The following is a 26,908-nucleotide window of genomic DNA, read 5'->3' on the forward strand; positions in this document are numbered from 1 at the left end:
ATATTTGATAATTGGTTTAATCTTCACGCCATCAACTCCCCACAACAAGGACTGCTGCACATGAACGCTCTGATGAAATCTGTTGTTGCAACTCAAGCTGGCTATGGCCTGACCGTGCTGCGCATCATCGCCGGTATCACCTTTGCCGCCCACGGCGCGCAGAAGCTGTTTGGCTGGTTTGGCGGTTACGGCCTGGAAGGCGTGGGCCAATGGATGGAAAGCATCGGCTTGGCGCCGGGCTATTTGTTGGCACTGATGGCCGGTAGTGCCGAGTTCTTTGGTGGCATTGCCTTGATCATCGGTCTGCTGGCGCGCCCAGCTGCAGCGGTGCTGGCGCTGACCATGGTGGTGGCGATTGCTACAGTGCACCTGGCCAACGGCTTCTTTATGAGCAACAACGGTTATGAGTTTGCCTTGGCCCTGCTGGCCATCAGCGTCGCGATCCTGATTGAAGGTGCTGGCAAGCTGTCGCTGGACAAGCGCATCGCCGGTTAAGCGATTCGGCAGCAGCCAGTAAAAAGCCCACTTCGGTGGGCTTTTTACGTTTCAGGGTTTGGCCTTGTTCTGCGTCGCCAGCTGTTCGGCGGCTTCCAGGCGCAGTTGTTCGCGCTCATCGAAGTTCTCTGCGGCCAGTTGGGCGATGGCCGCGCGTTTGTCGCTGTCGCTCAGGCCTGGGTTATTTTCGATGGCAGCTTTTTCAGTGCTGTATTGAGCGATGCGCTTCTTCCAGGTTTGCCGCTGCTGGTCGAGCACTTCGAGGCGCTGAGTGGCTTCGGCACCGACCAGTTGCTGGCGCAGCTGGCGGATTTGTTCCGGTCTGGCACCAGCGGCCTGTAACTGCGCGGTTTGTTGGCGTAGCTCGTTCTGCAGTTGCGGCAGCACCGTGTCCTGCATTTCGCTGGGCAAGCTGTCACGCAGTTGGTCGATGGCGGCGGCTTTGCCGGCATCATCCAGCTGGCTGTTATGCAGAATCGCCAGACGCTGCAGGGTGAACTGGTCGTAGGCCTCTTCGCGGGCGAAGAACGCCTGTTGGGTCTGGGCATCGAAGATGCGCGCGCGTAAGGCCTGTACGGCGGCCTCGCGTTGACGCAGGGCATCCAGATTGGCCATCTGCGGCAGGTCGCGTTCGAGCAGTACCAGCTCACGCTTGTAGTCGAGGTACTGATTTAGCAGGGCCAATGCCTGCTCCCGGGCATTGACCGGCAGCTGCGCGGCGATATAGGCACGCAGCCGCTCGACGCTGGTGCGCAGCGATTCTTCACCGGCTGCGGCAAGGAAATAATCGAAGATCCGCCGGATGTCTTCGCTGATCAGCAGATTGCCGTTGGCATCCAGGCGAAAAACGCCATCTACCATAGTGCCGTCGAATGAGGCAGGCAGGGTTTTCAAAGGCTCCGCCTTAATATTTGCACTGTTTTGTTCTTGCATGGCGGACGGCGTATCAACGCGCTGTATCGGCTGTGGCGTATCGGCGCTGAGCTGGACGGGAATATCCACGGGTTGCAGGTACAGCGCGAGAACCAGGCAGACGGCGAATAAAGGCGGGCACAGCAACAGAAGTTTTTTCACAGGCACTCTTCAGACAGGACGGCAAGACGGGCAGAGGCGCCAGGGGCTGCAAGAGCGCCCCTGGCGAAGCTGCTACAGGCCGTCGTTTTTCAGGCGGTTAGCATGCTGGCGATAAACCGTGACTGGGTCGGTTTCGAACAGGCTGGTCAGGCCCAGGGTCTGGTTGACCTCGTCGAGGTGATTCATCCGGTAGTTGTCGCGGATCACCTTGCCCATGCGTGAGCTGCAGCGGCCGACCAGGCCATCATTGGCTTCGCCATTGAAAGTCAGCGCGGTGGCGCCCAGCAGCAGGTCGCTAGGGTCGATGATATTAGTCACCGGGCTGGTGCCGCTCCACGAGTAGTAGCGCACGCCATTCACGTTATAGGCACCTTCACCGCAAGCGCTAGTCGGAATGCCCTGTGGGAACTTGGCGTTGAAACGCGCCGCACCTTCACTGTTAAGCGACTCCAGCGAGCCAAGCGCATTCTGCGGGCTGGTACTGGAACTGCCGGAGAGGAAGTTGATCAGTGCGCCGAGGCCGTTGACGATTCCCGCCAATAGGGCTTCACCAGCAGAGCCAGGCGGCACTTGGCGGAGAAAGTCGGCAGTGGCCGAGCCTTTATGCGGCGCGCCGACGCTGGTGGCCGAGGCAATCAAGTTGGGGCTGACCGCGGCTACATAGCGAATGGTCGGGCCACCATGGCTATGGCCGATCAGATTGACCTTGGGCTTGCCGCTAATGGCGACAATATCTTCCACCTGGGCCAGCAGTTCCTCACCGCGGGCTTCCGAAGTGTTCAGCTGGCTGACTTCGGTGATGTAGACGCTGGCACCGTCGCGACGCAGTGCGGCAGGAATGCCGTACCAGTAATCAACGCCCAGAATGCTGTCGAAGCCGAGCATGCCGTGGGCCAGCACGACTGGGTATTTGGTCTGGGTGTAGCCGGAGGAGCCGAACCAGAACGCATGGGTGTTGCCAGAGGCCAGCAAGCCGGCGCCCAGGCAAAGGGCGAGCAGGGTTTTATTGTTGTTCATTGGTGCTCTCGCTAGGGTTAATCGGGCAGTTCAAGGCACTCCCTGCAGCCAAAACGCCCATCCCGTGGCGTATACATCAGCCCAAGGGTATTGGCAGAAAGCATGCCATTCCGGCAAAACAAGCTTGCAGGGCTCTGCCACGGGTGATGTGGGGCAGACGTGTTTAGCTCGCTAGTTGCGCACTGACGTGCGGTTGTTACGGGGTGAAACGACGCAGGACCGGATACAGGCCCCATGCACAGGGTCGGCTGCCCGCCTTTTCGCGGTGAAAAGGCAGGTTGGCCGACCGAATCGTAATGCCACCAGTCAAAGGTTGGGGTGGTTGTGAAAGCCCGTAAACTCGCGCCTTGACAGCTTTGCGCGGGGTTCTCTAGGATGCTGCCCCATGCGCCGATTTAAACAGCTACTTGCGGGGCGCCGGGTTAACTGCTGAATGCAGCGCCCTGAGAAGTACTCTTCGGAGGCTTTGAAATTCCGCTAAAGCGCTGGTTCGGTGTCGCCTCTCACCGCTGCCCAGCGGACTTAATGAGGCGGAGACATATCGATGCACTGTCCCCAACCGCTTATTCGCCTGGCCCCAATCACTTCCGGGCTGACGTTACACAATCCAAAAATTCTCCTTGGCGGTAGCCATCAGCCGACCCTGCTGCGTTACCTCGATGGCTGGCCCAAGCGCTGGCCAGGGCCGCGGGCCTTTCTGATCAACTTTGTCCACGATGGCGAATCCCTGGCACGCTTTGCCAGCAATCACTTCGATATGGCGGTCATCCAGGCGCCAACGGCCGCGCAGTTGGAAGAAACCGTGCGCCAGCTGACGCGCGTGGCCAAGCAGGGGCTGATCACCCGGCGCTGAGTGAATCCCACAACGGCTTGGCCAAAGCCAGTGCCGATCCGCTAGGCTCAAACGATATTGTCAGGGAGTGGGCTATGTTCGAATCCGCCGAGATCGGCCGCAGCATTGATAAAGAAACCTTTGAGGCTGAGGCGCCAGCGTTGCGTGAAGCGTTGCTGGAGGCGCAGTACGAGTTGCAGCAGCAAGGGCGTTTTGCCGTACTGATCCTGATCAATGGCATCGAAGGGGCGGGCAAGGGCGAGACGGTAAAACTGCTTAACGAGTGGATGGACGCCCGGCTGATTCAGGTCAACACCTTCGACCAGCAAACCGATGAGGAACTGGCGCGACCGCCGGCCTGGCGCTACTGGCGGCAACTGCCGCCCAAGGGGCGTATCGGTATCTTCTTCGGCAACTGGTACAGCCAGATGCTGCAGGGGCGAGTGCACGGGCGGATCAAGAACGCCGTGCTCGACCAGGCTATCGACACCACCCTGGGCCTGGAGCGCATGCTTTGCGACGAAGGCACACTGATCTTCAAATTCTGGTTTCATTTGTCCAAGCAGCAGATGAAAGCGCGTCTTAAATCGCTGCAGGATGATCCGCTGCACAGCTGGCGGATAAGCCCGCTGGACTGGCAACAGTCGAAAACCTACGACAAGTTTGTACGGGTCGGCGAGCGTGTGCTGCGCCGTACCAGTCGCGATTACGCGCCCTGGTATGTGGTTGAAGGCGTCGATGAGCATTACCGCAGTCTGACGGTCGGGCGCATTCTGCTTGAGGGCCTGCAAGCCGCGCTGAAGGCGCAGAGCCGGCCGTTACCACACCCGCATGCCGCGCCGCTGACCTCCAGTCTGGATGAGCGTGGCTTGATTGACAGCCTGGACATGACCCAGGCCTTGGACAAGGACAGCTACAACGAACAATTGGTGGTTGAGCAGGCGCGACTGTCCAGCCTGATGCGCGATAAACGCATGCGTCGTCATTCGCTGGTTGCGGTATTCGAGGGCAATGATGCGGCAGGCAAGGGCGGGGCGATTCGTCGGGTGATCGGTGCGCTTGATCCGCGCCAATACCGCATCGTTCCGGTTGCCGCGCCGACCGAAGAGGAGCGCGCGCAGCCCTATCTGTGGCGCTTCTGGCGGCACATTCCACCGCGTGGCAAATTCACCGTGTTTGATCGCTCCTGGTATGGCCGGGTGCTGGTGGAGCGGGTTGAGGGCTTCTGCGGTCCCGGCGACTGGCTGCGCGCTTATGGCGAGATCAATGATTTCGAAGAGCAGCTCAGCGAAGCCGGCGTGGTGCTGGTGAAATTCTGGTTGTCGATCGATCAGCAAACCCAGCTGGAGCGCTTCAAGGCGCGTGAGCAGATCCCCTTCAAACGCTTCAAGATCACCGAAGAAGACTGGCGCAACCGCGACAAGTGGCCGCTGTACCGCGATGCGGTGGGCGATATGGTTGATCGCACCAGCACGCAAATTGCGCCTTGGACGCTAGTGGAAGCCAATGACAAACGCTTTGCCCGGATCAAGGTGCTGCGCACCATCAATGAGGCCCTGGAGGCCGCGTTCGGCAAAGACTGAGTAACTGTTTGGCATGGGTAACAGGATGGTCGCGCATACGGCTGATGAATGATCATCGCTGAGTGAGATTGTCCGGCTTTATTCTTGTTGGCAACTCAACCCAATAACAATGAGGTGCGGCATGCGTGAAGTGGTGATCGTTGACAGCGTACGGACTGGTTTGGCCAAGTCCTTCCGTGGCAAGTTCAATCTGACCCGTCCAGACGACATGGCGGCTCATTGCGTCAATGCGCTGCTGGCGCGTACCGGTATCGATCCAGCGTTGGTGGATGACTGCATCGTCGGCGCGGGCTCCAATGAAGGCGCCCAGGGCATGAACATCGGTCGCAACGTGGCGGTGTTGTCCGGTCTGGGCACCAACGTGGCCGGCATGACCCTCAACCGTTTCTGCTCCTCGGGCTTGCAGGCCATCGCGATTGCCGCCAACCAAGTGGCATCCGGCTGCAGCGATGTGATCGTGGCCGGTGGCGTCGAGTCGATCACCATGACTCTGAAAAGCATGAATACCGACAACCTGTTCAACCCCATTCTGCAAAAAGATGTACCGGGTATCTATTACCCCATGGGGCAGACCGCTGAGATCGTCGCCCGCCGTTACAACGTCAGTCGCGAAGCCCAGGACGGCTACGCCCTGCAAAGCCAGCAGCGCACCGCGCGGGCGCAGGCCGAAGGCCTGTTCGACGATGAAATCGCACCGATGCAGGTCAAGTATCAAGTTGAAGACAAAGCCACCGGCGAGAAGAGCATCGTTGAGGGTGTGGTTGATCGTGATGACTGCAACCGTGCTGACACCACGTTAGAAAGCCTGGCTGCACTCAAACCGGTGTTTGCGGACGACGGTTCGGTCACCGCCGGCAACGCTTCGCAGCTGTCCGACGGCGCATCCATGACCTTGATCATGAGCCTGGAAAAAGCCATCGAACTGGGCCTCAAGCCGCTGGCGTTCTTCCGCGGTTTTACCGTCGCCGGTTGCGAACCGGACGAGATGGGCATCGGCCCGGTGTTCTCGGTGCCCAAGTTACTCAAGGCCAAGGGCCTGAGTGTTGCCGATATCGATCTGTGGGAACTCAACGAAGCCTTTGCTTCGCAGTGCCTGTATGCCCGCGATCGTCTGGAAATCGACAACGCCAAGTACAACGTTAATGGCGGCTCGATTTCCATCGGTCACCCATTCGGCATGACCGGCTCGCGCCAGGTTGGTCACTTGGTGCGTGAACTGCAGCGTCGCAACCTGCGCTATGGCATCGTCACTATGTGTGTGGGCGGCGGCATGGGCGCTACCGGGTTGTTTGAAGCAGTGCGCTGATCAGGCCTCGATAAACACAGCCAATAAAAAACCGCGAGCAATCGCGGTTTTTTATTGGCTGTGTTTACGCTCTAGAAAGCGCGGCTTTCGATGATTTCGTTGGCCTGGATCATTCGGCGGATATAGAAGGCGATCTCGCGCTCGGCATCCGTTCGGTTGAAATAGGGGCCTTCCAGCGTGCCCTCACGGGTGGAGAAGAAGTACTGGCCGTTGACCGCGCTAACGCGTTCACTGCGGTAGTGGGTGCCGGGGTTATGGTCGATATGGCGTTGGCCGAACATAGATGAACCTCCCGCAAAATGAGCTGCTGAATTCAGTCTAAACGGCGATATCCGAGCTGCAGAATTTAACGACAAGTGGTCGCTTTTGCCGAAATTCGGCATGTTTTTCTCGGTTTTCATATTTTTTTGACGTCAGGACACTGTCTTGATGCTGTAGCGCCATCGGTACAGTTTCCTGGAATAGCTGCGCCTGGCTGTGGCTGTGCCGGTCGGTGGTGGCGACTTAGAATGCTGTGTTGTCGCTTCAACCTGCATCGGGCAAAGGTTGCGGTGCCGGTAGCGAGGCGTTTATGCATATTTCTTCTGGTCGCTGGCTCTACGGTCTGTTTCTCGCGCTGCTGACTGCCGTGCTATGGGGCGTGCTACCGATCAAACTCAAGGAAGTACTGCAGGTGATGGACCCGGTCACGGTGACCTGGTTTCGCCTGCTGGTTTCCGGTTCCATCCTGCTGGCCTACCTGGCGGCCAGTAACCGGCTGCCGAGATTTCGCCCGCTGGGCAAGAAGGGCGCCTGGCTTCTGCTGCTGGCGATAGCCGGGTTGACCGCCAACTATGTGTTGTATCTGGTCGGCCTCAACTTGCTCAGCCCCGGCACTACTCAGTTGGTGATTCAGGTGGCGCCGATTCTGCTGTTGATCAGCAGCCTCTTTATCTTTCGCGAGCGTTTCAGCCTCGGCCAGGGGCTGGGTTTGCTGGTGCTGATAATCGGCTTTGCCTTGTTCTTCAATCAGCGCCTGGATGAGCTGCTGACCTCCCTGACGGCATACACCACTGGGGTGTTGATTGTGCTGTCGGCGGCGTTTGTCTGGGCCTTTTATGGCCTGGCACAGAAACAACTGCTGACGGTATGGAACTCGCTGCAGGTGATGATGGTGATCTACCTGTCCTGCGCTGTGTTGCTGACACCATGGGCGCAGCCGCTGCAAGCTCTAGAGCTAAGCCCGCTGCAGGGCTGGCTGCTGTTTGCTTGCTGCCTGAACACCCTAGTGGCCTATGGCGCGTTTGCCGAGGCGCTGGCGCATTGGGAAGCTTCGCGGGTCAGTGCGGCGCTGGCGATTACTCCGCTGGTGACTTTTGCTTCGGTGGCCCTGGCCGCCAGCTGGTGGCCTGACCATGTGCAGCCTGAACAGATCAACTGGTTGGCCTATGGCGGTGCGGTGCTGGTGGTGCTGGGCTCGGCGCTGATTGCGCTGGGGCCTTCATTGTTGGCCGGTTGGCGCGCTCGTAAGGCGCGCATGGCCGCGTTGGCTTAATAAGGCTTAGGCGCGCACGCCGAGGGCCTCGGCGCGGCGTAACCAACTCTGGCGCTGTTCTTCGCTGGAGGGGCGTACTGGGGCGAACTCGGCCAGGCGGCGGGTTTTGATGCCGCTGAAGCCGAGGATGGTGCGGGTCATCTGCCGATGTCCGGGGGCGCCGTAGATCCAACGGAAGTACCAGGGCGGCGTATCCATGGTCACCAGCAGGTCGGCGGTACGTCCGGTCAGCAGCTTGTCCCAGAGTTGCGAGCGGTTGCGGTATTTGAAGGCGAAGCCGGGCAGGAAGGTGCGGTCGAAGAAGCCTTTGAGCAGCGCGGGAATGCCGCCCCACCAGACTGGGTAGACGAATACCAGATGCTCGGCCCAATGAATCTGCCGCTGCGCCTCCAAGAGGTCAGGTTCCAGGGTTTGGCTCTGCTCGTAACCATCACGCAGCACCGGGTCGTAGCTCATCTCGCCCAGTTTCAGTTGACGCACCACGTGCCCCTTGCTGCGTGCGCCCTGGGCATAGGCTTCGCCGAGGGCATGACAGAAACTGCTGTTTTTCGGCGTGCCGAGAATCATCAGGATGCGTTTGCCGTCACCTTCCAGGGGCGTTGCGCCGCTCTTTGCCGCTTCACTCATGTTGACCCGCCTCCAGCATGTTTTCAGGGCGCACCCAGGCGTCGAATTGTTCATTGCTCAGGTGGCCCAGTTGCAGCGCTGCTTCGCGCAGGGTGGTGCCATCCTGATAGGCCTGCTTGGCGATCTGTGCGGCTTTGTCGTAGCCGATATGCGGGTTCAGCGCGGTCACCAACATCAGGCCGCGCTCCAGGTGTTCGGCCATTTTCAGCGCATCCGGCTGCAAGCCGGCGACGCAGTGCTGCTGGAAGTTATGGCAGCCGTCCGCCAGCAAGCGTATCGATTGCAGCAGGTTGTGAATAATCACCGGTTTGAACACGTTGAGCTGCAGATGGCCCTGACTCGCGGCAAAGGCAATCGTGGTGTCGTTACCAAGAACCTGGCAAGCCAGCATCGACAGCGCCTCGCATTGGGTTGGGTTGACCTTGCCGGGCATGATCGAGCTGCCCGGCTCATTGGCCGGCAAACGCACTTCGGCAAAGCCTGCGCGCGGGCCGGAGCCCAGTAAACGCAGGTCGTTGGCAAGCTTCATAAGGGCGACCGCCAGGGTTTTCAAGGCGCCTGATAGCGCAACCAACGGCTCGTGTCCGGATAGAGCGGCAAATTTGTTCGGTGCGCTGACCAAGGGCAGGCCACTCAAGGCGGCCAGTTCGGCGGCCATAGCATCGGCAAAACCTTGCGGTGAGTTCAAGCCGGTACCTACGGCGGTGCCACCCTGGGCCAGTTCGCAGACTGCCGGCAGAGCGGCCTGGATAGCGTGCTCGGCATAGCTCAGCTGCGCGACAAAGGCCGACAGCTCCTGGCCGAAGGTCATCGGCGTGGCGTCCATCATATGTGTGCGACCGGTCTTGAGCAGGCGCGCATGGCGCTCGGCCTGTTCCTGTAAGCCGTCACGCAGTTCGCGCACGGCAGGCAGCAGTTGCTGTTGCACAGCCTGCGCGGCGGCGACATGCATGGCGGTGGGGAAGCTGTCGTTGGAGCTTTGCGCGCGATTGACATGGTCGTTGGGGTGCACCGGCGTCTTGCCGCCACGGCCGTTGCCGGCTAGCTCATTGGCGCGTCCGGCGATTACTTCATTGACGTTCATATTGCTTTGCGTGCCGCTGCCGGTCTGCCAGACCACCAGGGGGAACTGCTCATCATGCTGGCCGGCCAGTACTTCATTGGCTGCCTGCTCGATCAATCGGGCGATGTCTGCAGGCAGTTCGCCGATGCGCTGATTGACCCGCGCGGCAGCCTTCTTGATCAGCGCCAGGGCATGCACCACCGATAAAGGCATGCGCTCCTGGCCGATAGCGAAGTTGACTAGCGAGCGCTGAGTTTGTGCACCCCAATACGCCTCGTCGTGTACTTCGATCGGGCCCAGGCTGTCGGTTTCAGTGCGGCTCATGATGGCTCTCCTCAATGTTGTGCATGCGGCAAACAACCTCTCAGGTCAGCGATTGCTGGCCGGGAGTATTTGAGCTTAGGCGGCGCTGCATCAGTAGAGGTTCAACATCGGTGGCCGATTACCAGCGGGCGCGGGTCTCGCCTAGCCAGCCAAGTGCGTTATTGACGGGCACACGTTCACCTTCCGGACCACGCAGAACACCCTCGAAGTGCCCAAACCACTGCTGCGTATCTGCATAGAACGGCCCGAGCCGGCGACAAGCCTGGTGGCGCTGGCGTGGGGTGAAAATCAGCTGTACGGCATCATCCGGGCTGCGCAGCTGCCAGGGTGCCAGCGGACTGTGCGGTGCCTGGGTGATGATGATCGGTGTATCCAGGTGCTGCAGTTCGCCACCAAACCACAGCGTGTTTTCTGACAGGCCGCTGTGATCGGTCCAGCCGGAGCCGAAGTTGCCTGCGATACCACCGGGTGCAGCGAACGCGGCGCGGGTCCAGTGGCTATTAAGCGGCCAGACGCCACGGCCGAAATCCAGCGAGGCAAAGCTTTGCCCGGTGACGCAGTTGTATTGCTGCTTACCCAGTTGCACGCTGCCACTGCAGGGCAGACCCAGCTGGCGGCTGGTGGCGTGAAAGCTATGCGGGCCGAGCGGGGCGACCAGGTTGACTGAGTCCAGGTGGGATGGGCGTTGAATATCCAGGGCCACCTGCAGCGGTTGTCCGCCAATATCTGGCGCATTGATGATGATGCGCGTGCGCCCGGTGTGTTCAGCCACGCGCAGTTGCAGGCGGGGGTGGTTGAATTCGTGGCTGGCTTGCGGCTGATCTGGCAGGTCGCAGCCACGGCCGAACAGGCGGTACTGGCTGTAGGCGACGGCTTGGCCGCTTTGCAGATCAAGGAAATAGGCGGCGGCGTACCCCAGGTAATCGAGGTCGGCCTGGGTAAACGAGAGCATCCACTGCGGGGTGGTGATGCACCAATGGTTCCAGCGTTTGCGTCGGCCGAAGTGCCCAGGTATGGCGCAATCGATCATGGGCCTGGGTGACCAGCCGATGGCCTGCGGGTTAAGCAGCCCGTGGCTATCGCATAGCGCGATGGCGGCGAGAGGCTCTGGATGAGTGAAACTGTTCATCGACACGTCCATGTGTGTGCTGGCGCTTCGCTTTGTGAGCATTGGCGCGCTGAAGCAGAAGATGGCTTATCTCGTCGAGCATGCACAGGCATTAGCCTGCTCGGCAAGTGCTGGCATTTTGGACTTTAAGCACGCAGTGCGCCAGTGCACAGTTGTAGCGTGAGTTGATCGACGCTCTTGCTTACTTGAGTGTGACCCGCGCTTGGGCACAAAATGCCGGCAATTGAGTCCAACAGCACTCAATCCCTTTCTCAGGAGTAGTACATGTCACGTTTACCTGCCCTTTGCGCTGCCCTAATACTGACGTGCGGTAGTGCTCAGGTGCTCGCCGATGCCAAGAGTCACGCCGCCGATGCCGAGCGTTTCCTGCTGCTGGCCCGCGCCGATAAGCTGGCTGTACCGGTGTATGCCCAGGTGCAGCAGATGTTTGCCCAACGCTTTGCCGAGAGCAAGGCGCCGCAGAGCGAGAAGGCCGTGCTGGAAACCTATCAGGCCCAGGCCAATGCCGCGCTTGAGCAGGCTGTAGGCTGGGACAAACTCAAGCCGGATATGGTCAAGCTCTACACCACTAACTTCAACGAACAGGAAATGAAAGACCTGATTCGTTTCTACGAATCACCGCTGGGCAAGAAAGTCCTGGAAAAGATGCCGACACTGACTGCGCAGTCGGCGCAGCTGACCCAAGGCAAGTTGGAAGCCGCCGTGCCCAAGGTCAACCAGCTGTTGGCGGAAATGACCACCAAGCTGACCCCGAAGAAGCCCTGAGTGACAGCCCTTATGCCGAAGATCGATTTATTGCAGGTCGCTCTGGCGAGCCTGCAACCCCAACATCTCGACGTGTTGGATGAAAGCCATATGCACAGCCGTGGCCTGGAAACCCATTACAAGGCGGTGATCGTCAGCGAGCAGTTCGCGGGCTTGAATGCGGTCAAACGTCACCAGAAAGCTTATGCCGCCGTGGGTGAGCTGATGGGTCAGATCCATGCGCTGGCGCTGCACACCTATACGCCTGATGAGTGGTCTCAGCAGGGTGTGGCTCCGGCCTCACCGACCTGCAAGGGCGGCCACTGAGGCAATTCGCCTCTACACGGCGCTTCTCAAGGACAGTAAACTGCCGACCCCGCCGGCTCTAGGTGAACAACCTGGGCCGGCGTATTTTTTTGTATCCCGGTCCGCCCTTTACGTGGGCGACTACTGAAGGACATGCACATGACAGACAAGATCGTTGTCGCCGCGCTCTATAAGTTCGTTTCCCTGCCTGATTTTCACGAGCTGCGCGAGCCGCTGCTGCAAGCCATGCTGGATAACGGTATCAAGGGCACGTTGTTGATTGCTGAAGAGGGCATCAACGGCACAGTGTCCGGCAGTCGTGCTGGAGTCGACGGGCTGCTCGCCTGGTTTGCCCTGGACCCGCGCCTGGCCGATATCGACCACAAGGAATCCTATTGCGATGAGCAGCCGTTTTATCGCACCAAGGTCAAACTGAAGAAAGAAATCGTCACCCTGGGCGTACCTGGCGTTGACCCGAACCAGAAAGTCGGCACCTACGTTGAGCCCAAGGACTGGAACGCGCTGATCTCAGACCCCGAAGTTCTGCTGATTGATACACGCAACGATTACGAAGTGTCGATTGGTACCTTCGAGGGCGCGGTAGACCCGAAAACCAAGTCGTTCCGCGAGTTTCCCGACTACATCAAGGCGCACTTCGACCCGGCCAAGCACAAGAAAGTCGCAATGTTTTGCACCGGCGGCATCCGCTGCGAGAAGGCCTCCAGCTATATGCTCGGTGGAGGTTTCGAGGAGGTTTTTCACCTCAAGGGCGGCATCCTCAAGTACCTGGAAGAAGTACCGCAGGAAGAGACCAAGTGGCAGGGCGACTGCTTCGTTTTCGATAATCGGGTCACCGTGCGTCATGACCTCAGCGAAGGCGACTACGACCAATGCCACGCATGCCGCACGCCGGTTTCGGTGGAAGATCGCCAGTCCGAGCTCTATACCCCAGGCGTCAGTTGCCCGCATTGCTGGGACTCGCTGCCGGAGAAAACCCGCGCCGGCGCTCGCGAGCGTCAGCGCCAGATCGAACTGGCGAAAGAACGTAATCAGCCGCACCCGCTGGGTTACAACCCCCGACAGAACCGCGAGGCTTAAGCATGCACGCACGCCTGCTCTATGTGATGGACCCGATGTGTTCATGGTGCTGGGGCTTTGCCCCGGTGCTTGAGTCCCTTGCAGAACAGGCCGCTGAGGCTGGCGTGGGACTGCAACTGGTGTTGGGCGGTTTGCGCCGTGATAGCGTGGCCATCGATGCCGCAGCGCGGGTGCGTTATCTGGGCTATTGGCAGGCGGTCAATGCCAGCACCGGGCAGCTGTTCAACTTCAACGAAGGCCTGCCCGAGGGCCTGGTTTACGACACCGAGCCAGCCTGCCGCGCATTGGTCACGGCGCGTAATCTGGCACCCGAACTGGTCTGGCCGCTGGCGCAGTTGATCCAGCGCGCGTTCTATACCGAAGGCGTGGATGTTACCCGCGCCAGTGTGCTGGTGGAGTTGGCCGAGCGCGCCGGGATTCCGCGCATCGTGTTTGCCGAAGCCTTCGACAGCGCCGCGCAACGTGCTGCAACTGCTGCCGATTTCAGCTGGACTCAGGATCTAGGCATCGCCGGCTTTCCCACCCTGCTGGCAGAGCGCAATGGCCAGCTGGCACTGCTGACCAACGGCTATCAGCCCCTTGAGGTACTGCAGCCCTTGCTTGCGCGCTGGCTGGAGCGGGTTGCCGATGCCTGATCGTTTGAGTTGGGCGGAAATTCGTCGGCTAGCCCTGCACCACAAAAAAGCCCTGATCCTGGCCAACCTGGTCGCCGTGTTGGCGACCCTGTGCAGCGTACCTATCCCGCTGTTGCTGCCGCTGTTGGTCGACGAAGTGCTGCTGCAGGACGGCGATGCTGCGCTCAAGGTGATGAACAATTTTCTGCCGGCTAACTGGGAAACCGCCGCCGGTTATATCGGCCTGATGCTGGTGCTGACCCTGTTTCTGCGCGGTGGCGCACTGATCTTCAACGTGTTGCAGGCGAGGTTATTTGCCCGGCTATCCAAGGACATCGTCTACCGCATCCGTATTCGCCTGATCGAACGGCTCAAACGCATCTCCCTTGGCGAGTACGAAAGCCTTGGCGGCGGCACCGTGACCACTCACTTGGTCACCGATCTGGACACCCTGGACAAATTTGTCGGCGAAACCCTGAGCCGCTTTCTGGTGGCCATGCTGACCCTGGCCGGCACCTCGGCGATTCTGCTGTGGATGCACTGGCAGTTGGCGCTGCTGATTCTGCTGTTCAATCCGTTGGTGATCTACGCCACGGTGCAATTGGGCAAGCGCGTCAAACACCTCAAGAAACTGGAGAACGACAGTACCTCACGTTTTACCCAGGCGCTGACGGAAACCCTTGAAGCGATCCAGGAAATCCGCGCGGGCAATCGTCAGGGCTTTTTCCTTGGTCGCCTTGGTGGGCGGGCGAAAGAGGTACGTGACTTTGCGGTGAACTCGCAGTGGAAGACTGACGCCTCGAACCGTGCCAGCGGTCTGCTGTTCCAGTTCGGTATCGACGTGTTCCGCGCCGCTGCCATGCTTACCGTATTGTTCTCCGACTTGTCGATAGGCCAGATGCTCGCGGTGTTCAGCTACCTGTGGTTTATGATCGGCCCGGTCGAGCAACTGCTCAGCTTGCAATACGCCTTCTACGCCGCCGGCGGCGCTTTGAGTCGGATCAACGAGCTGCTGGCGCGCAAGGACGAGCCGCAGTACCCCGGTCGCGTCGATCCGTTCAAGGGGCGCGACACCGTGGGCATTGAAGTCAGCGGACTGACCTTCGCCTATAACGACGAACCAGTACTGGATCACCTCAACCTGAGCATTGCGCCCGGCGAGAAGGTCGCCATTGTCGGCGCCAGCGGCGGCGGCAAAAGCACCCTGGTACAGCTGCTGCTCGGCCTGTATACGCCGCAGGCTGGGATTATTCGTTTTGGCGGCAGCAGCCAGGAAGAAATCGGCCTGGAGGGGGTGCGTGAGCATGTCGCGGTGGTGCTGCAGCATCCGGCGCTGTTTAACGACACGGTGCGCGCCAACCTGTGTATGGGGCGTGAGCGCACGGACGAGTTCTGCTGGCGTGCCCTGGAAATCGCTCAGCTGGCCGATACCATTCGCGGTTTGCCGCAGGGGTTGGACAGCATCGTCGGCCGCTCTGGTGTAAGGCTCTCCGGCGGCCAGCGTCAGCGGCTGGCGATTGCTCGCATGGTATTGGCCGAGCCGAAAGTGGTGATTCTGGATGAAGCCACCTCGGCTCTGGATGCCGCCACCGAGTATGCCCTGCATCAGGCACTCAACCAGTTTCTGCACGGCCGCACCACGCTGATCATCGCCCACCGCCTGAGCGCGGTGAAGCAGGCTGACCGGGTGCTGGTGTTCGATGGTGGCAGCATCGCCGAAGACGGTGGGCATCAACAATTGATCGCCGATGGCGGGCTCTACGCCAAGCTCTACGGCCATCTGCAGCACTGATCGACCCCGCTCGGAAAGCGGCATCTGTAGGGTGGATGAGGTTCTTTTCATCCACCGTGAGGGCGCATCGGTGGATGGGTAAAGCGCCATCCACCCTACGGCTCTTGGCAAATACAACACTTTCTCGCGGGCATGACCCGCTCCTACGGGCAAACCCTGATCGTAGGCGCGGGCCGTGCCCGCGGTTTGTTGCGGGTTTCAGCTAGGTCAGAAGCGCTGCGGCCCTGCTCTTGGCAGTTAAATCGACCGCTTTGTAAATTAATCGTTACGCGAATAGGGTGCTTACAGTCACTAAGCCCCCGGTTTTTATGTGCGTAATGAAATCTTGCCGAAAGTCTTGGTTTGAACGGCTGCATGAGGCCTTGAGCTGGCTTGTTAGCGTGCCTGCGCTCAGTTGTTATGAGGTCAATCCGCGCCGTTGCATGACGCAGCGGTTGATCAAAACAACAACGAGGAGGCGCAATGAACGCCGTGAACAAGATCCAGCAGCACAACCCTATCGGCACCGACGGCTTCGAGTTTGTCGAGTACACCGCGCCGACCCCGGAAGGCATCCAGCAGCTGCGCGAGCTGTTCACCGCCATGGGCTTTACCGAGACCGCCAAGCACCGCTCGAAAGAGGTCTGGCTGTTCCAGCAGAACGATATCAACTTCGTACTGAACGGCAGCCCGACTGGGCATGTGCGCGAGTTTGGTCTCAAGCACGGCCCTAGCGCTTGCGCCATGGCCTTCCGCGTACAGAACGCGGCTCAGGCAGCCGCCTATGTGGAGTCTCAGGGCGCCACGCTGGTGGGCAGCCACGCCAACTTCGGCGAGCTGAATATCCCCTGCGTCGAAGGCATTGGCGGCTCGTTGCTGTATCTGGTGGATCGCTTCGGTGACAAGAGCATCTACGACGTCGACTTCGAATATATCGAAGGACGCACGCCTAACGACAACTCGGTGGGCCTGAAAGAGCTGGATCACCTGACCCACAACGTCAAGCGCGGGCAGATGGATGTGTGGTCGGGCTTCTACGAGCGCATTGCCAACTTCCGCGAGATTCGTTACTTCGACATCGAAGGCAAGCTCACCGGCCTGTTGTCCCGCGCCATGACCGCGCCGTGCGGCAAGATCCGCATCCCGATCAACGAGTCGTCTGACGACAAGTCGCAGATCGAGGAATTTATTCGCGAATACCAGGGCGAGGGCATCCAGCATATCGCCCTGAGCAGCGAGGATATCTACGCCACCGTGCGCCAGCTGCGCGCCAATGGTGTGGATTTCATGGTTACCCCAGGCACCTATTTCGACAAGGTCGATACCCGCGTGGCCGGGCATGTTGAGCCGACCGATGTGTTGCGCGAGCTGAATATTCTGATCGACGGCGCGCCGGATGATGACGGCATTCTGCTGCAGATCTTCACCAATACGGTGATTGGCCCGATCTTCTTCGAGATCATTCAGCGCAAGGGCAATCAGGGCTTTGGTGAGGGCAACTTCAAAGCGTTGTTCGAGTCCATCGAGGAAGATCAGATCAAACGTGGTGTGATCTCCGAGGAGTGAGGCCATGAGCCGTAACTGGATCAGTTTTCCCCTGCGTGAAGGCGAGTGTTCGCGCCAGGCGCACTGCGACTTTCCCGAAGGCACCTATGAACGCGAGATGGGCCGCGAGGGCTTCTTCGGCCCCACGGCGCACCTGCACCACAAGCATCCGCCGACTGGCTGGATCGACTGGCAAGGGCCGCTGCGTCCGCACGCGTTCAACTTCAATGACATTGCCAGCGAGCGTGACTGCCCGTTGGCTGCGCCACTGACGTTGCATAACAGCGACGTGAAGCTGCGCGTGTGGAAAACCCACGGCGCCATGCGCCATCTGGTGCGCAACGCCGATGGCGATGACCTGCTGTTTATCCATGAAGGGGCGGGGCACTTCTACTGCGACTTCGGCCATTTGACCTACCGTGATGGCGATTACCTGTTGATTCCACGCGGTACGGCCTGGCGCATTGAGGCCGATGAGCCGACCTTTATGCTGCTGATTGAAAGCACCGACGGTGCCTATCAGCTACCGGATAAGGGCCTGATTGGCCCGCAGGCGATCTTCGATCCGGCGGTGCTGGATCATCCCAGGCTGGATGACGCCTTCAAGGCCCAGCAGGATGAAAATACCTGGCAGATCCGGATCAAGCGGCGCAACCAGATCAGCACCGTGACCTATCCCTACAATCCGTTGGATGTGGTCGGCTGGCATGGCGATAACACGGTGGTGCGGCTTAATTGGCGCGATATCCGCCCGCTAATGAGCCATCGCTATCACCTGCCGCCGTCAGCACACACCACCTTCGTGGCCAATGGTTTTGTGATCTGCACCTTTACCCCACGGCCGGTGGAAAGCGACCCCGGCGCGCTGAAAGTGCCGTTCTATCACAACAACGACGACTACGACGAAGTGCTGTTCTACCACCGTGGCAACTTCTTCAGCCGCGACAATATCGAGCAGGGCATGGTTACTCTGCACCCGTGCGGCTTCCCCCATGGCCCACACCCCAAGGCACTAAAAAAGAGCCAGGAAGCGCCGGCCACCTTTATTGATGAAGTGGCGGTGATGATCGATACCCGCCGCGCCCTGGAAGTCGGCGAAGCCGCCGCCGGTGTTGATGTCCCCGAATACGTGAACTCCTGGCGTGCGCCGGGTAAAGATAGCTGAGCAACCGTAGGAAGCGGGCCATGCCCGCGAATATGCGCTGTAAAGCATCGCGGGCATGGCCCGCTCCTACAGATAAATTGAAGGTTGAACCATGAAACTCGCATCACTGAATCAAGGCCGCGACGGCGTGCTGATCGTGGTCTCCCGTGATCTAAGCCGTGCGGTACAGGTCCCGGCGATTGCCACTACTTTGCAGGCCGCGCTGGATAATTGGGCAGTAGCCAAACCCAAGCTGGAAGCGGTGTATCAGCGCTTGAATGATGGCCTGGAAGAGGGCGCATTTGCCTTCGAACAAACCGAGTGCCACAGCCCATTACCGCGCGCCTATCACTGGGCCGATGGCAGCGCCTACGTCAATCATGTGGAGCTGGTGCGCAAGGCGCGTGGCGCCGAGATTCCGGAGAGCTTCTGGCATGACCCGCTGATGTATCAGGGCGGTTCCGAGTGCTTTATCCCGCCGCACAGCCCGATTCAGATGGCCGACGAGGCCTGGGGTATCGACCTGGAAGCCGAGATCGCGGTGATCACCGACGACGTACCGATGGGCGCGAGCGCTGCCGAGGCCGCCGGGCATATCCAGCTGCTGATGCTGGTCAACGACGTGTCGCTGCGTAACCTGATCCCCGGTGAGTTGGCCAAGGGTTTTGGCTTTTATCAGAGCAAACCCTCGTCGAGCTTCTCGCCGGTGGCGATTACTCCGGATGAGCTGGGCGACACTTGGCGCGACGGCAAGCTGCATCGGCCACTTGTGTCGCATATCAACGGCGCGCTGTTCGGCCAGCCGGATGCCGGCGTGGACATGACCTTCAATTTCCCGACCCTGGTCGCCCATGCCGCCAAGACCCGGCCGTTGGGTACTGGCACCATCATCGGTTCCGGCACCGTCTCCAATTACGACCGCAGCGCCGGCTCCAGCTGCCTGGCGGAGAAACGCATGCTGGAAGTCATCGAGAACGGCGAGGCGAAAACCCCGTTCCTCAAGTTCGGTGACCGGGTGCGTATTGAGATGTTCGATGCCGCTGGCCACAGCCTGTTCGGTGCGATCGACCAGGCCGTGGAAAAATATGAAGGGTAGGGTGGATGTCGTTTTGCACATCCACCATGGGTGCTTGCCATGCTGAAGCTCTATTCCTACTGGCGTTCCAGCGCCGCTTACCGTGTGCGCATTGCGCTGAACCTCAAGGGTCTGGCCTATCAGCAAGTGCCGGTGCACCTGGTCAAAGATGGCGGCCAGCAGCACAGCGCTGATTACCAGGCGCTCAATCCGCAGCAACTGGTGCCGCTATTGGTGGACCAGGACAACGGCGGGGTGCGTATCGCCCAGTCGCTGGCGATTCTGGAATACCTTGACGAGATGTTTCCGGTTCCTGCGCTGCTGCCCAACGATCCAGCGCAGCGCGCCCAGGTGCGCGCCCTGGCCTTGCATATCGCCTGCGACCTGCACCCACTGAACAACCTGCGGGTGCTGCAGTACCTGACCGGCGGGCTGGGAGTGAGCGAGGCGGCCAAGGACGCCTGGTATCAGCACTGGCTGCACAAGGGGCTGGCGGCAGTCGAGGCTGGGCTGACGGCCTTCAATGATCGCCTGTCGCTCGGCGAGCGGCCCGGATATCTGGAGGCCTGTCTGGTTCCACAGCTGTATAATGCGCGCCGTTTTAACTGTGACCTTGATGCGTACCCGCGCATCCTCGCCATGGCGGCGCGTTGTGAATCTCTGGAAGCCTTTAAACAGGCTGCGCCGGAGGTACAACCCGACGCCCAGTGATCCTGCCGGCTTCGCCGCCGTCAGGGTCAGGCGAATCTGGCTCCCTCAGGTGGGTGCAAAGCGTCGCGAGCGACGGCTAGGCAAGGCGAAATCAGTCGAGGACGCGCAGTGTACGTCTGTACATGAGCAGTCCGAGGTTGATTTCAACGCTGCATAGCCGAGCGCAGCAGCTTTAAACCGACCTGAATGCCTTGCCACTCCGCCGCGCCATAAGCGCTGCGGGTTCTATTTCGTCACAGATAAAAACAAACAGGTGACGCATGACCCGTGAAAAACCGAAGAACCTCTGGCTCTCGCGCTGGGGCTTTATTCTTGCTGCAACCGGCTCCGCTGTGGGCCTGGGCAATATCTGGAAATTTCCCTACATCACTGGCGAATACGGCGGTGGTGCGTTTGTACTGATGTACCTGGCCTGCATCCTGGCCATCGGCATTCCGGTGATGATGACCGAGATCGCCATTGGCCGACGCGGCCGTGGCAGTCCCATCGATGCGATCGGTCGGGTGGTCAAGGAAAATGGCGGCAACCCGCTGTGGAAAGCGGTCGGCGGCATGGCCATGCTGGCCGGTTTTATGATCCTGTGTTTCTACGTGGTGGTGGCCGGTTGGGCCTTTGCCTACACCGTGAAAATGCTCGACGGCTCCCTGGCGGCCACCAGCGTGGAAGCCCTCGGTGGGGTGTTCGAGGCGCATAACGCCAACCCCTGGCAGCTCGGCGGATGGAGCGTGCTGGTGGCGCTGCTGACGCTGTGGATCGTCGCCAAAGGCGTGCAGAAGGGCATCGAGAATGCCGTGCGCTGGATGATGCCGGGCCTGGCCGTGATGCTGCTGATTCTGGTGGGTTATGCCTTTACCAGTGGCGGTTTTAGCGCTGGCTTCGATTTCCTGTTCACCTTCGATGCCTCGAAAATCACCGGTGAAGCCTTGCTGGCCGCACTGGGCCATGCGTTCTTTACCCTGAGCCTGGCCTCCGGGGCGATTCTCACCTATGGCTCCTACCTGCCAGACGGTCAGTCGGTGGCGCGTACCACCTTTGTTGTGGCCATCTGTGACACCTGCGTGGCGCTGCTGGCGGGTCTGGCGATCTTCCCGATCATCTTCGCCAACGGCATGAGCCCGGGCGCGGGGCCGGGGCTGATCTTTATGAGCCTGCCGCTGGCCTTCCAGCAGATGCCGTTCGGCACCGCCTTCGGCGTGCTGTTCTTCGCCATGGTGTCGATTGCCGCGCTGACTTCGGCGATTTCCATGATCGAAGCCACTGTGGCCTACCTCAACGAAAAGCATGGCATTAGCCGCTTCAAGGCTGCGGCCATGTCGGGTTCGGTGCTGCTGGTAATCAGCTTGCTGGCCATGCTCTCGTTCAACCTGCTGGCCGGTTGGACCCCGCTGGGCAAGAACTTCTTCGACTGGCTGGATTACCTGACTTCGCGCTGGATGATGCCGCTGGGCGGGATCTTTATCGTGTTGCTGGCCGGTTACGCCCTGCGCAGCGAGATCATGCGCGATGAGCTGAACCTGCCGCCGCTGGGCTACGCACTCTGGTTGTTTATGGTGCGCTACGTCAGCCCAGTGCTGATCATGGTGGTATTTCTGCATGCCCTGGGCTGGTTGATGTTTGACCCGATTGCTCAGTGGTACTGGATTGCCGGCGCCATCGGCCTGCTCGCGGTGCTCGGTGAAGTGCTCAGGCCACGAGTCGTACCGGCGCTCGCTGGGCGTTAATCACGCCAAGCTGAGCTGTAGTAGAAAAGGGCGCACGGGCAAAAGCCGTGCGCCCTTTTTCTTACTTACAGATTGCTCCGCCATAACCTTGGCGCGGGCTTTCTGGCGATAACTCGCCACTCTCGATAAAGGATCAGCGGAAAGCTGCCGATAAACCGGTTTGTATGCAGCATTCGACCTTTGGCTTTATTTCGCTGAGCAACCGCAAACGGCTCTGGTTAGGGCCTTGGCGCGGTTCCCCAAGCCCCGATCAGGTCTCTGGCGCAAGGGTTGCAATAAAGCGGAGCTAAACTGCCATCAGTAGTTCATGTGCTTGCCTGAGCCGCCATCGCGTCGCCTCGCTGCGCACGATAATAAAAACGGAGTCGTTGTTATGTCCTCTTCTGCCGCTCGCCTGTTCGCCGACTTGTCTGTCGGTAAAAAGCTTATGTGTGGTTTCGGCCTGGTGCTGTTGCTCACGGTTGCTGTTACCGGCAGTGGCTTTCTGGCGGTGCAAGCCGTGTTGGACGGGCATGCCAGTACCAGTGGCTTGTCGGCAATCGATGCGCAAGTGTTGCAGGCGCGTCGCGCTGAGCGTGACTTTGCTCTGCGGCAGACCAGCGAGGCAGCCGCACAGGTGCATGAGCAACTGGATCGGGTCGGCGCCGCAGTCGCCCAGCAGCTGGCGGCCGCTTCCAGCACCGATCAGGCGCGACTGAAAAGCATGCAGCAGGCCATCGACGACTATCGCCGGCAGTTCGACAGCTTTGTCGAGCAGCAGAACAATGCTCGCGCTGCGCGTACGCAGATGCGCGAAGCGGCCGGTGAGGCACGTGATCAGTTTGATGTGATCGAGCTGGATATGTATGACGCGGTGCGTGAGCTGCGCCTGGAGGGCGACAAGCTGCGCGGCAGCGACCCACTGACTCTGGCGGAAACCGCCTCGGGACTGAGCAAACGCATGCTCGACCTGCGCGGCCATGAAAGCCAGTACATCATCGATGGCTCGGCCGAAGCCCTGGAAGAGTGGACCTATATCAACGACGACCTGCAAACCGTGGCGCGCAGCCTGATGGTCTGGCTGGACGACGATCAGAAAGGCGCCATTGAAACTGCCTTGAAGGCGCTGACCCTGTATCAGCAGGCGTTCACTAATTACCAGCAGGTGCGTGAACAGAGCCAGCAGAGCGAAGTGGCCATGGTTGAACGTGCCCAGGCCGTGCTGGCGTTGGTGGATGAAGCCAAGGTTCAGCAGGAACAGGCCATGGCCGCGGACAGCCGCCAGGCCATGCTATTGCTCGGCGCGATGGGCATTGCTGCGGTGATTATTGGCATGTTGGCGGCGCTGATTATCTCCCGCCTGATTGTTGCGCCCTTGCAGCAGACCGTGGTGTTTGCCCAGCGCATCGCCGCTGGTGACCTGACCCACGACCTGCCGCAGGATCGCCGTGATGAGCCAGGCCAGTTGATGGCTGCCATGCAGGTGATGAGCGTAAGCCTGCGCACCTTGGTTGGGCGGATTGGCGGTGGCGTCAGCCAGATTGCCGCCGCTGCCGAACAGCTATCGGCAATTACTGCGCAAACCAGCGCCGGCGTGCAGAACCAGAAGATGGAAACCGAGCAGACCGCTACAGCCATGCATGAAATGGCTGCAACCGTGCAGGAAGTGGCGCAGAACGCCGAGCAGGCATCCCTGGCCGCCCGCGCTGCCGACCAAGAAGCGCAGCAGGGCAATCAGGTGGTGCAGCAGGCGGTCAGCCAGATTGGCCACTTGGCCACGGAGGTGGAAGAGTCCGCCGAAGCCATCGCCGCGCTGAATCAGGAAAGCGCGCGGATTGGCGGCGTGCTGGAGGTGATTCGCAATGTCGCCGAACAAACCAATCTGCTCGCGCTGAACGCCGCCATCGAAGCCGCGCGGGCCGGCGAGCAGGGGCGCGGCTTTGCCGTCGTGGCCGATGAAGTGCGGGCCCTGGCCAAGCGCGCGCAGGATTCCACCGAAGAGATTGAAGGGCTGATTGCCAGCCTGCAGAAACTGGCCAAGGGCGCGGTGGAGAAGATGGACAGCAGCCGCAGTCTGACCCAGCGCACCGTCACCCTGGCGGGCGAAGCCGGCGCTGCCCTGGGCCGCATCACCCAGGCGGTAAGCACCATCGAACAGATGAACCAGCAGATCGCCGCCGCCGCCGAAGAACAGAGCGCGGTGGCGGAAACCATCAGCGAAAGCGTGACGCGGGTGCGTGATATCGGCGAGCAAAGCGCCACTGCCAGCCAGCAGACCGCAGCATCCAGTGCCGAGCTGGCGCGCCTGGGGGTTGAACTGCAGGGGTTGGTGGCGCAGTTCCGCAGCTAGTTGGAAATTGCGTTCAGGTCTGAAACTGCAGCACCGCGTTCTGCATGCTGCGCGCCACGCGGTCGAGGCTTTGCGCCGCGCTGGCCAACTCGTTGACGGTTCGACTGTTCTGCTGCGACATCTGCGCGATATTTTCAACCTGCTGCGCCACCTCGCTGCTGGCACGGCTCTGTTCGTTGATCGTCTGCGATATTTCTTCCACCACCTCGGCCGCGCGTTGCGCACCGCCACGGATTTCACTGATCGACTCGCCGGCCTGACGTGCCAGGCTTACGCCGTCGTTTACCCGTGTAACCCCGGTCTGCATGCTGTTGACGGCCTGTTCGGTGCTGCTGCGGATGCGTTCGATCATCCCGGTAATTTCCTGGGTTGATTGCGCAGTGCGTGCTGCCAGGTTGCGTACCTCGTCGGCCACCACGGCAAAGCCACGGCCGGCTTCACCCGCGCGCGCGGCCTCGATGGCGGCATTGAGGGCCAGTAGATTGGTCTGTTCGGCGATGCTCTTGATCACCTGGATGATCGAGTGGATTTCCTCGGACGACTGGCCCAGCGCGGTGATGGTATTGGAGGATTCATTGACCGCCTCGGCGATCCGGCTCATGCCGTCGACCACACCCATGATCACCTGGCCGCCATTGCTGGCCAATTCTTCTGAGTGCGAGGAAATCTCTTGGGCATTGCGTGCATGCCCGGCGATCTGTTCGATGTTCTGGATCATCTGCTCCATGGCGGCGGCCATGCTGGTGGCGCTGTCAGACTCCTCGTTGGTGCTGCGCACGATGCTCTGTGAGGCCCCGTTGAGGCCGTGTGCAGTTTGCTGCAACTGTTCACCTTCACTGCGAATGCTGTCGATCATCTGACGCAGGTTGCCTTGCATATCGGCCAGGGCCTGTTGCAACTGGCCGGCTTCGTCATTGCTGTCGACATTGATTGTGCTGCGCAGGTTGCCCTGGGCGATGGCGCGGGCGACGCCGATGATTTTTTCCAGGGGCCGCAGCACCGCCTTCATCAGTTGACTGGTGAGCAGGCAGAGCAGGCAGCAGACCAGCAGAATGCCGCCAGTCAGCAGCCAGGCGGCTTGCTCTACGGCCGCTTCGCCATCGCTGCGGGTTTGTGCCGAGTGCGCTTCGATGAGGCCGCTGAGGGCTTCGTTCTTTTCTTCCAGATCGCCGAAGCTGGCATCGAAAGCGGCCATCTGTTGGCGCGCGGACTGCGGGTCCGTCAGGGCCAGGTTAACGATGCCTTCTGCCTGCTGAATGTAACTGGCCAGGGCCGGCTGCGACTGGCTGATGGCCTGGCGGATATCCGCGCTGAGCGGCAATTTGGCGTTGTCGTTAAGGGTGCGGGTAAACCATTCGCTGTGCTCGCGCAGGTCATCGCGTACCTGGGTCACCGCCGCGCTGTCGGCGGGGTCGATATAGAAGGCGGCGAGTACATCGGCGCGCAGGGCGTCGTGCATCATGTCGCCTTCCAGATGGTTGCGCAGGGCGCTGACGCTCAGCTGATTCTCGTTTAAGGCGCTGGCTAGGCGGGTTTGCCCCCAGAAACCAACGCTACCCAGCAGGGTGGCTGCCAGTACGCTGATCGCGCCACAGGCGATCATTTTCTGCCGAATATTCATGGCCAGGCTCCAACGGGTAAAGGTTGGAATTCAGCCTAGACCATGCACTGCGCCTCTGTAGTGCCGGCCCAGGTGGGCCGGCAAGCGCTGTGGTTATTGCACGCTGCTGCTGGCCAGCGGGGCTTTACGCAGCTCATCGGCCCAGGCCAGCAACGGTACTTGCACCTCGGGTTGCCAGATGCGCGCCCACAACAGCTGTAGGCGCGAGAAGTCGCCGCGGTTCATCGGCAGGCGCTGGATGTTGTCATGCACGCGCCACTGGCCGTTTTCCAGGGTGGCGAAGTCAAAGCGGAAGGGGTGGAAACCGGTCATGCCCAGGCGGATATCAGTCACCACCAGTTGCTCGCCTAGCTGGTCATAGCGCAACACACCATCGGTAAACCAGGCCAGCCGCGCATGCGCTGGTGAATCGGCCAGGGCTGCAGCCAGGTGCGTGCCACGCGGGATGCGCGCAAGCTGCGGCGGTGCATCATCAAACCAGCTGACCAGCGCCTCGTGGTAATCCTCACCATCGAGCACGATAACCCGCCACAGCAGGCTGTTGAACGGTGTGGTGGTGCTGAAGATTTGCTGCGCCTCGATGCCCTGACGCGCCAGTTCGGCCTCCACGCGCTGTTCGGCCATGTATTTGCCGGCCAGGGTAAAGCCCAGGTATAGCGAGGAAACCAGCAAGACCAGGGCCGGCGCCTTGGCCGCTCTGTTCTGCTGTCCATGGTCGCGTAGGCCATAGAGCAGCCCCAGTGCCACGGCGATGCATAGCGGTACGGTGTAGAGCGGGTCGATGATAAAGATGCTCGACCAGGCGGTGGGGATCGGCGTCAGCGGCCAGAGCAGTTGGGTGCCGTAGCTGGTAAAGCTGTCGAGTAGCGGATGGGTAATCAGCACCAGCCATAGGCTGATAAATAGCCGCTGCGCTGAATAACCGGGGTTATGCCGGAATCGTCGGGTCAGCCAGGTCAGAAACAGCGCAAGGCCGGTGAGAACAAACAGCGAGTGGCTGAAACCACGGTGATAGGTCATATCGGCCACGGCGTCGCCGTAGTCGATGACCACATCCAGATCCGGCAGCGTGCCGAGCATGGCGCCGTACAACAGCGCCTTGCGCCCTTGCCAGCGGCCGAGCAGTGCGCCCTGAATACTGGCACCAAGTACCGCCTGGGTTATCGAGTCCATGACTGATCTCTGAATTGAACAGGCGGCTAAATTAGCTGAGCTGCCGGTCGTTTGCTGCGAATAATATCGAAG

Annotated in this window: 25 protein-coding genes and 1 pseudogene; 18 read left to right on the top strand and 8 right to left on the bottom strand. The window is 60.3% G+C overall.

Annotation, left to right across the window (positions count from 1 at the left end):
• The first annotated feature begins 60 nt into the window (after nucleotides 1-60).
• Nucleotides 61-495 (top strand): DoxX family protein, encoded by a 435-nt coding sequence (locus AACX99_RS08565; protein ID WP_339411001.1) that lies wholly within the window; start codon nucleotides 61-63, stop codon nucleotides 493-495.
• Nucleotides 496-546: 51 nt separating this feature from the next.
• Here the strand turns inward: AACX99_RS08565 and AACX99_RS08570 are convergent, their stop codons facing one another.
• Both AACX99_RS08570 and AACX99_RS08575 read right to left on the bottom strand, forming a co-directional pair.
• On the bottom strand, nucleotides 547-1,569 hold the full coding sequence (locus AACX99_RS08570) for a lipase secretion chaperone (RefSeq protein WP_339411003.1): 1,023 nt from the start codon (nucleotides 1,567-1,569) through the stop codon (nucleotides 547-549).
• Between the two features lie 72 nt (nucleotides 1,570-1,641).
• Nucleotides 1,642-2,586: a triacylglycerol lipase gene (locus tag AACX99_RS08575; protein ID WP_339411005.1), complete on the bottom strand. Its 945-nt coding sequence runs from the start codon at nucleotides 2,584-2,586 to the stop codon at nucleotides 1,642-1,644.
• Nucleotides 2,587-3,130: 544 nt separating this feature from the next.
• On the opposite strand from AACX99_RS08575, the gene AACX99_RS08580 reads away from it, so the two are divergent.
• From AACX99_RS08580 to AACX99_RS08590, 3 genes are all read left to right on the top strand, one after another.
• Nucleotides 3,131-3,439, top strand: a complete 309-nt coding sequence (locus AACX99_RS08580; protein WP_339411007.1) for a class I SAM-dependent methyltransferase — start codon at nucleotides 3,131-3,133, stop codon at nucleotides 3,437-3,439.
• 74 nt (nucleotides 3,440-3,513) lie between these two features.
• Nucleotides 3,514-5,001: a polyphosphate:AMP phosphotransferase gene (gene pap, locus AACX99_RS08585; RefSeq protein ID WP_339411008.1), complete on the top strand. Its 1,488-nt coding sequence runs from the start codon at nucleotides 3,514-3,516 to the stop codon at nucleotides 4,999-5,001.
• 121 nt (nucleotides 5,002-5,122) lie between these two features.
• Nucleotides 5,123-6,307 carry a thiolase family protein gene (locus tag AACX99_RS08590; RefSeq protein ID WP_339411009.1) on the top strand — a complete coding sequence of 395 codons (1,185 nt, stop codon included), beginning with the start codon at nucleotides 5,123-5,125 and terminating at the stop codon, nucleotides 6,305-6,307.
• 71 nt (nucleotides 6,308-6,378) lie between these two features.
• Here AACX99_RS08590 and AACX99_RS08595 read toward each other — a convergent pair whose 3' ends face one another.
• Entirely contained in the window at nucleotides 6,379-6,588 is a 210-nt protein-coding gene (locus tag AACX99_RS08595; protein WP_339411010.1) for a DUF6316 family protein, read from the bottom strand.
• A gap of 290 nt (nucleotides 6,589-6,878) precedes the next feature.
• Here AACX99_RS08595 and AACX99_RS08600 point away from each other — a divergent pair, with 290 nt between their 5' ends.
• Complete coding sequence (locus AACX99_RS08600; protein WP_339411011.1) at nucleotides 6,879-7,841, top strand: DMT family transporter; 963 nt, start codon at nucleotides 6,879-6,881, stop codon at nucleotides 7,839-7,841.
• Between the two features lie 6 nt (nucleotides 7,842-7,847).
• On the opposite strand, the gene AACX99_RS08605 is transcribed toward AACX99_RS08600, so the two are convergent.
• The 3 genes from AACX99_RS08605 to AACX99_RS08615 form a co-directional block, all read right to left on the bottom strand.
• Nucleotides 7,848-8,468: an NAD(P)H-dependent oxidoreductase gene (locus tag AACX99_RS08605; protein WP_304863674.1), complete on the bottom strand. Its 621-nt coding sequence runs from the start codon at nucleotides 8,466-8,468 to the stop codon at nucleotides 7,848-7,850.
• Nucleotides 8,461-9,855: a class II fumarate hydratase gene (locus AACX99_RS08610; RefSeq protein ID WP_339411013.1), complete on the bottom strand. Its 1,395-nt coding sequence runs from the start codon at nucleotides 9,853-9,855 to the stop codon at nucleotides 8,461-8,463. Before AACX99_RS08610 ends, AACX99_RS08605 begins: the two co-directional genes overlap by 8 nt.
• A gap of 118 nt (nucleotides 9,856-9,973) precedes the next feature.
• Nucleotides 9,974-10,984, bottom strand: a complete 1,011-nt coding sequence (locus tag AACX99_RS08615; protein WP_339411015.1) for a DUF2804 domain-containing protein — start codon at nucleotides 10,982-10,984, stop codon at nucleotides 9,974-9,976.
• Here AACX99_RS08615 and AACX99_RS08620 point away from each other — a divergent pair.
• From AACX99_RS08620 to AACX99_RS22200, 13 genes and pseudogenes are all read left to right on the top strand, one after another.
• Nucleotides 10,971-11,147 (top strand): hypothetical protein, encoded by a 177-nt coding sequence (locus AACX99_RS08620; RefSeq protein WP_339411016.1) that lies wholly within the window; start codon nucleotides 10,971-10,973, stop codon nucleotides 11,145-11,147. The two genes, AACX99_RS08615 and AACX99_RS08620, sit on opposite strands and share 14 nt — an antisense overlap.
• A 101-nt stretch (nucleotides 11,148-11,248) precedes the next feature.
• Nucleotides 11,249-11,749: a DUF2059 domain-containing protein gene (locus AACX99_RS08625; protein WP_339411017.1), complete on the top strand. Its 501-nt coding sequence runs from the start codon at nucleotides 11,249-11,251 to the stop codon at nucleotides 11,747-11,749.
• Between the two features lie 12 nt (nucleotides 11,750-11,761).
• Nucleotides 11,762-12,055, top strand: a complete 294-nt coding sequence (locus tag AACX99_RS08630; RefSeq protein ID WP_339411018.1) for a BolA family protein — start codon at nucleotides 11,762-11,764, stop codon at nucleotides 12,053-12,055.
• A 138-nt stretch (nucleotides 12,056-12,193) separates the two neighbouring features.
• Nucleotides 12,194-13,132 carry an oxygen-dependent tRNA uridine(34) hydroxylase TrhO gene (gene trhO, locus AACX99_RS08635; RefSeq protein ID WP_339411019.1) on the top strand — a complete coding sequence of 313 codons (939 nt, stop codon included), beginning with the start codon at nucleotides 12,194-12,196 and terminating at the stop codon, nucleotides 13,130-13,132.
• A 2-nt stretch (nucleotides 13,133-13,134) separates the two neighbouring features.
• Entirely contained in the window at nucleotides 13,135-13,767 is a 633-nt protein-coding gene (locus AACX99_RS08640) for a DsbA family protein (protein WP_339411021.1), read from the top strand.
• Entirely contained in the window at nucleotides 13,760-15,538 is a 1,779-nt protein-coding gene (locus tag AACX99_RS08645; protein ID WP_339411023.1) for an ABC transporter ATP-binding protein, read from the top strand. Before AACX99_RS08640 ends, AACX99_RS08645 begins: the two co-directional genes overlap by 8 nt.
• Before the next feature lie 462 nt (nucleotides 15,539-16,000).
• Nucleotides 16,001-17,083 carry a 4-hydroxyphenylpyruvate dioxygenase gene (gene hppD / locus AACX99_RS08650; RefSeq protein ID WP_339411024.1) on the top strand — a complete coding sequence of 361 codons (1,083 nt, stop codon included), beginning with the start codon at nucleotides 16,001-16,003 and terminating at the stop codon, nucleotides 17,081-17,083.
• 4 nt (nucleotides 17,084-17,087) lie between these two features.
• A complete protein-coding gene (locus AACX99_RS08655; protein WP_339411026.1) occupies nucleotides 17,088-18,227 on the top strand; it encodes a homogentisate 1,2-dioxygenase in 1,140 nt (379 codons plus the stop codon).
• A 91-nt stretch (nucleotides 18,228-18,318) separates the two neighbouring features.
• Entirely contained in the window at nucleotides 18,319-19,302 is a 984-nt protein-coding gene (locus AACX99_RS08660; RefSeq protein WP_339411028.1) for a fumarylacetoacetate hydrolase family protein, read from the top strand.
• A 39-nt stretch (nucleotides 19,303-19,341) separates the two neighbouring features.
• Nucleotides 19,342-19,992 carry a maleylacetoacetate isomerase gene (gene maiA / locus AACX99_RS08665; protein WP_339411029.1) on the top strand — a complete coding sequence of 217 codons (651 nt, stop codon included), beginning with the start codon at nucleotides 19,342-19,344 and terminating at the stop codon, nucleotides 19,990-19,992.
• Nucleotides 19,993-20,252: 260 nt separating this feature from the next.
• Nucleotides 20,253-21,713 (top strand): sodium-dependent transporter, encoded by a 1,461-nt coding sequence (locus AACX99_RS08670; protein ID WP_339411031.1) that lies wholly within the window; start codon nucleotides 20,253-20,255, stop codon nucleotides 21,711-21,713.
• A gap of 427 nt (nucleotides 21,714-22,140) precedes the next feature.
• A pseudogene (locus AACX99_RS22195) lies at nucleotides 22,141-23,184 on the top strand (HAMP domain-containing protein); the annotation flags it as partial.
• Between the two features lie 144 nt (nucleotides 23,185-23,328).
• On the top strand, nucleotides 23,329-24,042 hold the full coding sequence (locus AACX99_RS22200) for a methyl-accepting chemotaxis protein (RefSeq protein WP_445261854.1): 714 nt from the start codon (nucleotides 23,329-23,331) through the stop codon (nucleotides 24,040-24,042).
• A 13-nt stretch (nucleotides 24,043-24,055) separates the two neighbouring features.
• On the opposite strand, the gene AACX99_RS08680 is transcribed toward AACX99_RS22200, so the two are convergent.
• Both AACX99_RS08680 and AACX99_RS08685 read right to left on the bottom strand, forming a co-directional pair.
• Nucleotides 24,056-25,663, bottom strand: coding sequence for a methyl-accepting chemotaxis protein (locus tag AACX99_RS08680; RefSeq protein WP_339411034.1), 1,608 nt, complete (start codon nucleotides 25,661-25,663; stop codon nucleotides 24,056-24,058).
• 93 nt (nucleotides 25,664-25,756) lie between these two features.
• Nucleotides 25,757-26,836, bottom strand: a complete 1,080-nt coding sequence (locus AACX99_RS08685) for a metal-dependent hydrolase (RefSeq protein ID WP_339411036.1) — start codon at nucleotides 26,834-26,836, stop codon at nucleotides 25,757-25,759.
• Nucleotides 26,837-26,908: the final 72 nt, after the last annotated feature.

The organism is Pseudomonas sp. EA_35y_Pfl2_R5, assembly GCF_963970805.1.
In the GTDB taxonomy this organism is placed as follows: domain Bacteria; phylum Pseudomonadota; class Gammaproteobacteria; order Pseudomonadales; family Pseudomonadaceae; genus Aquipseudomonas.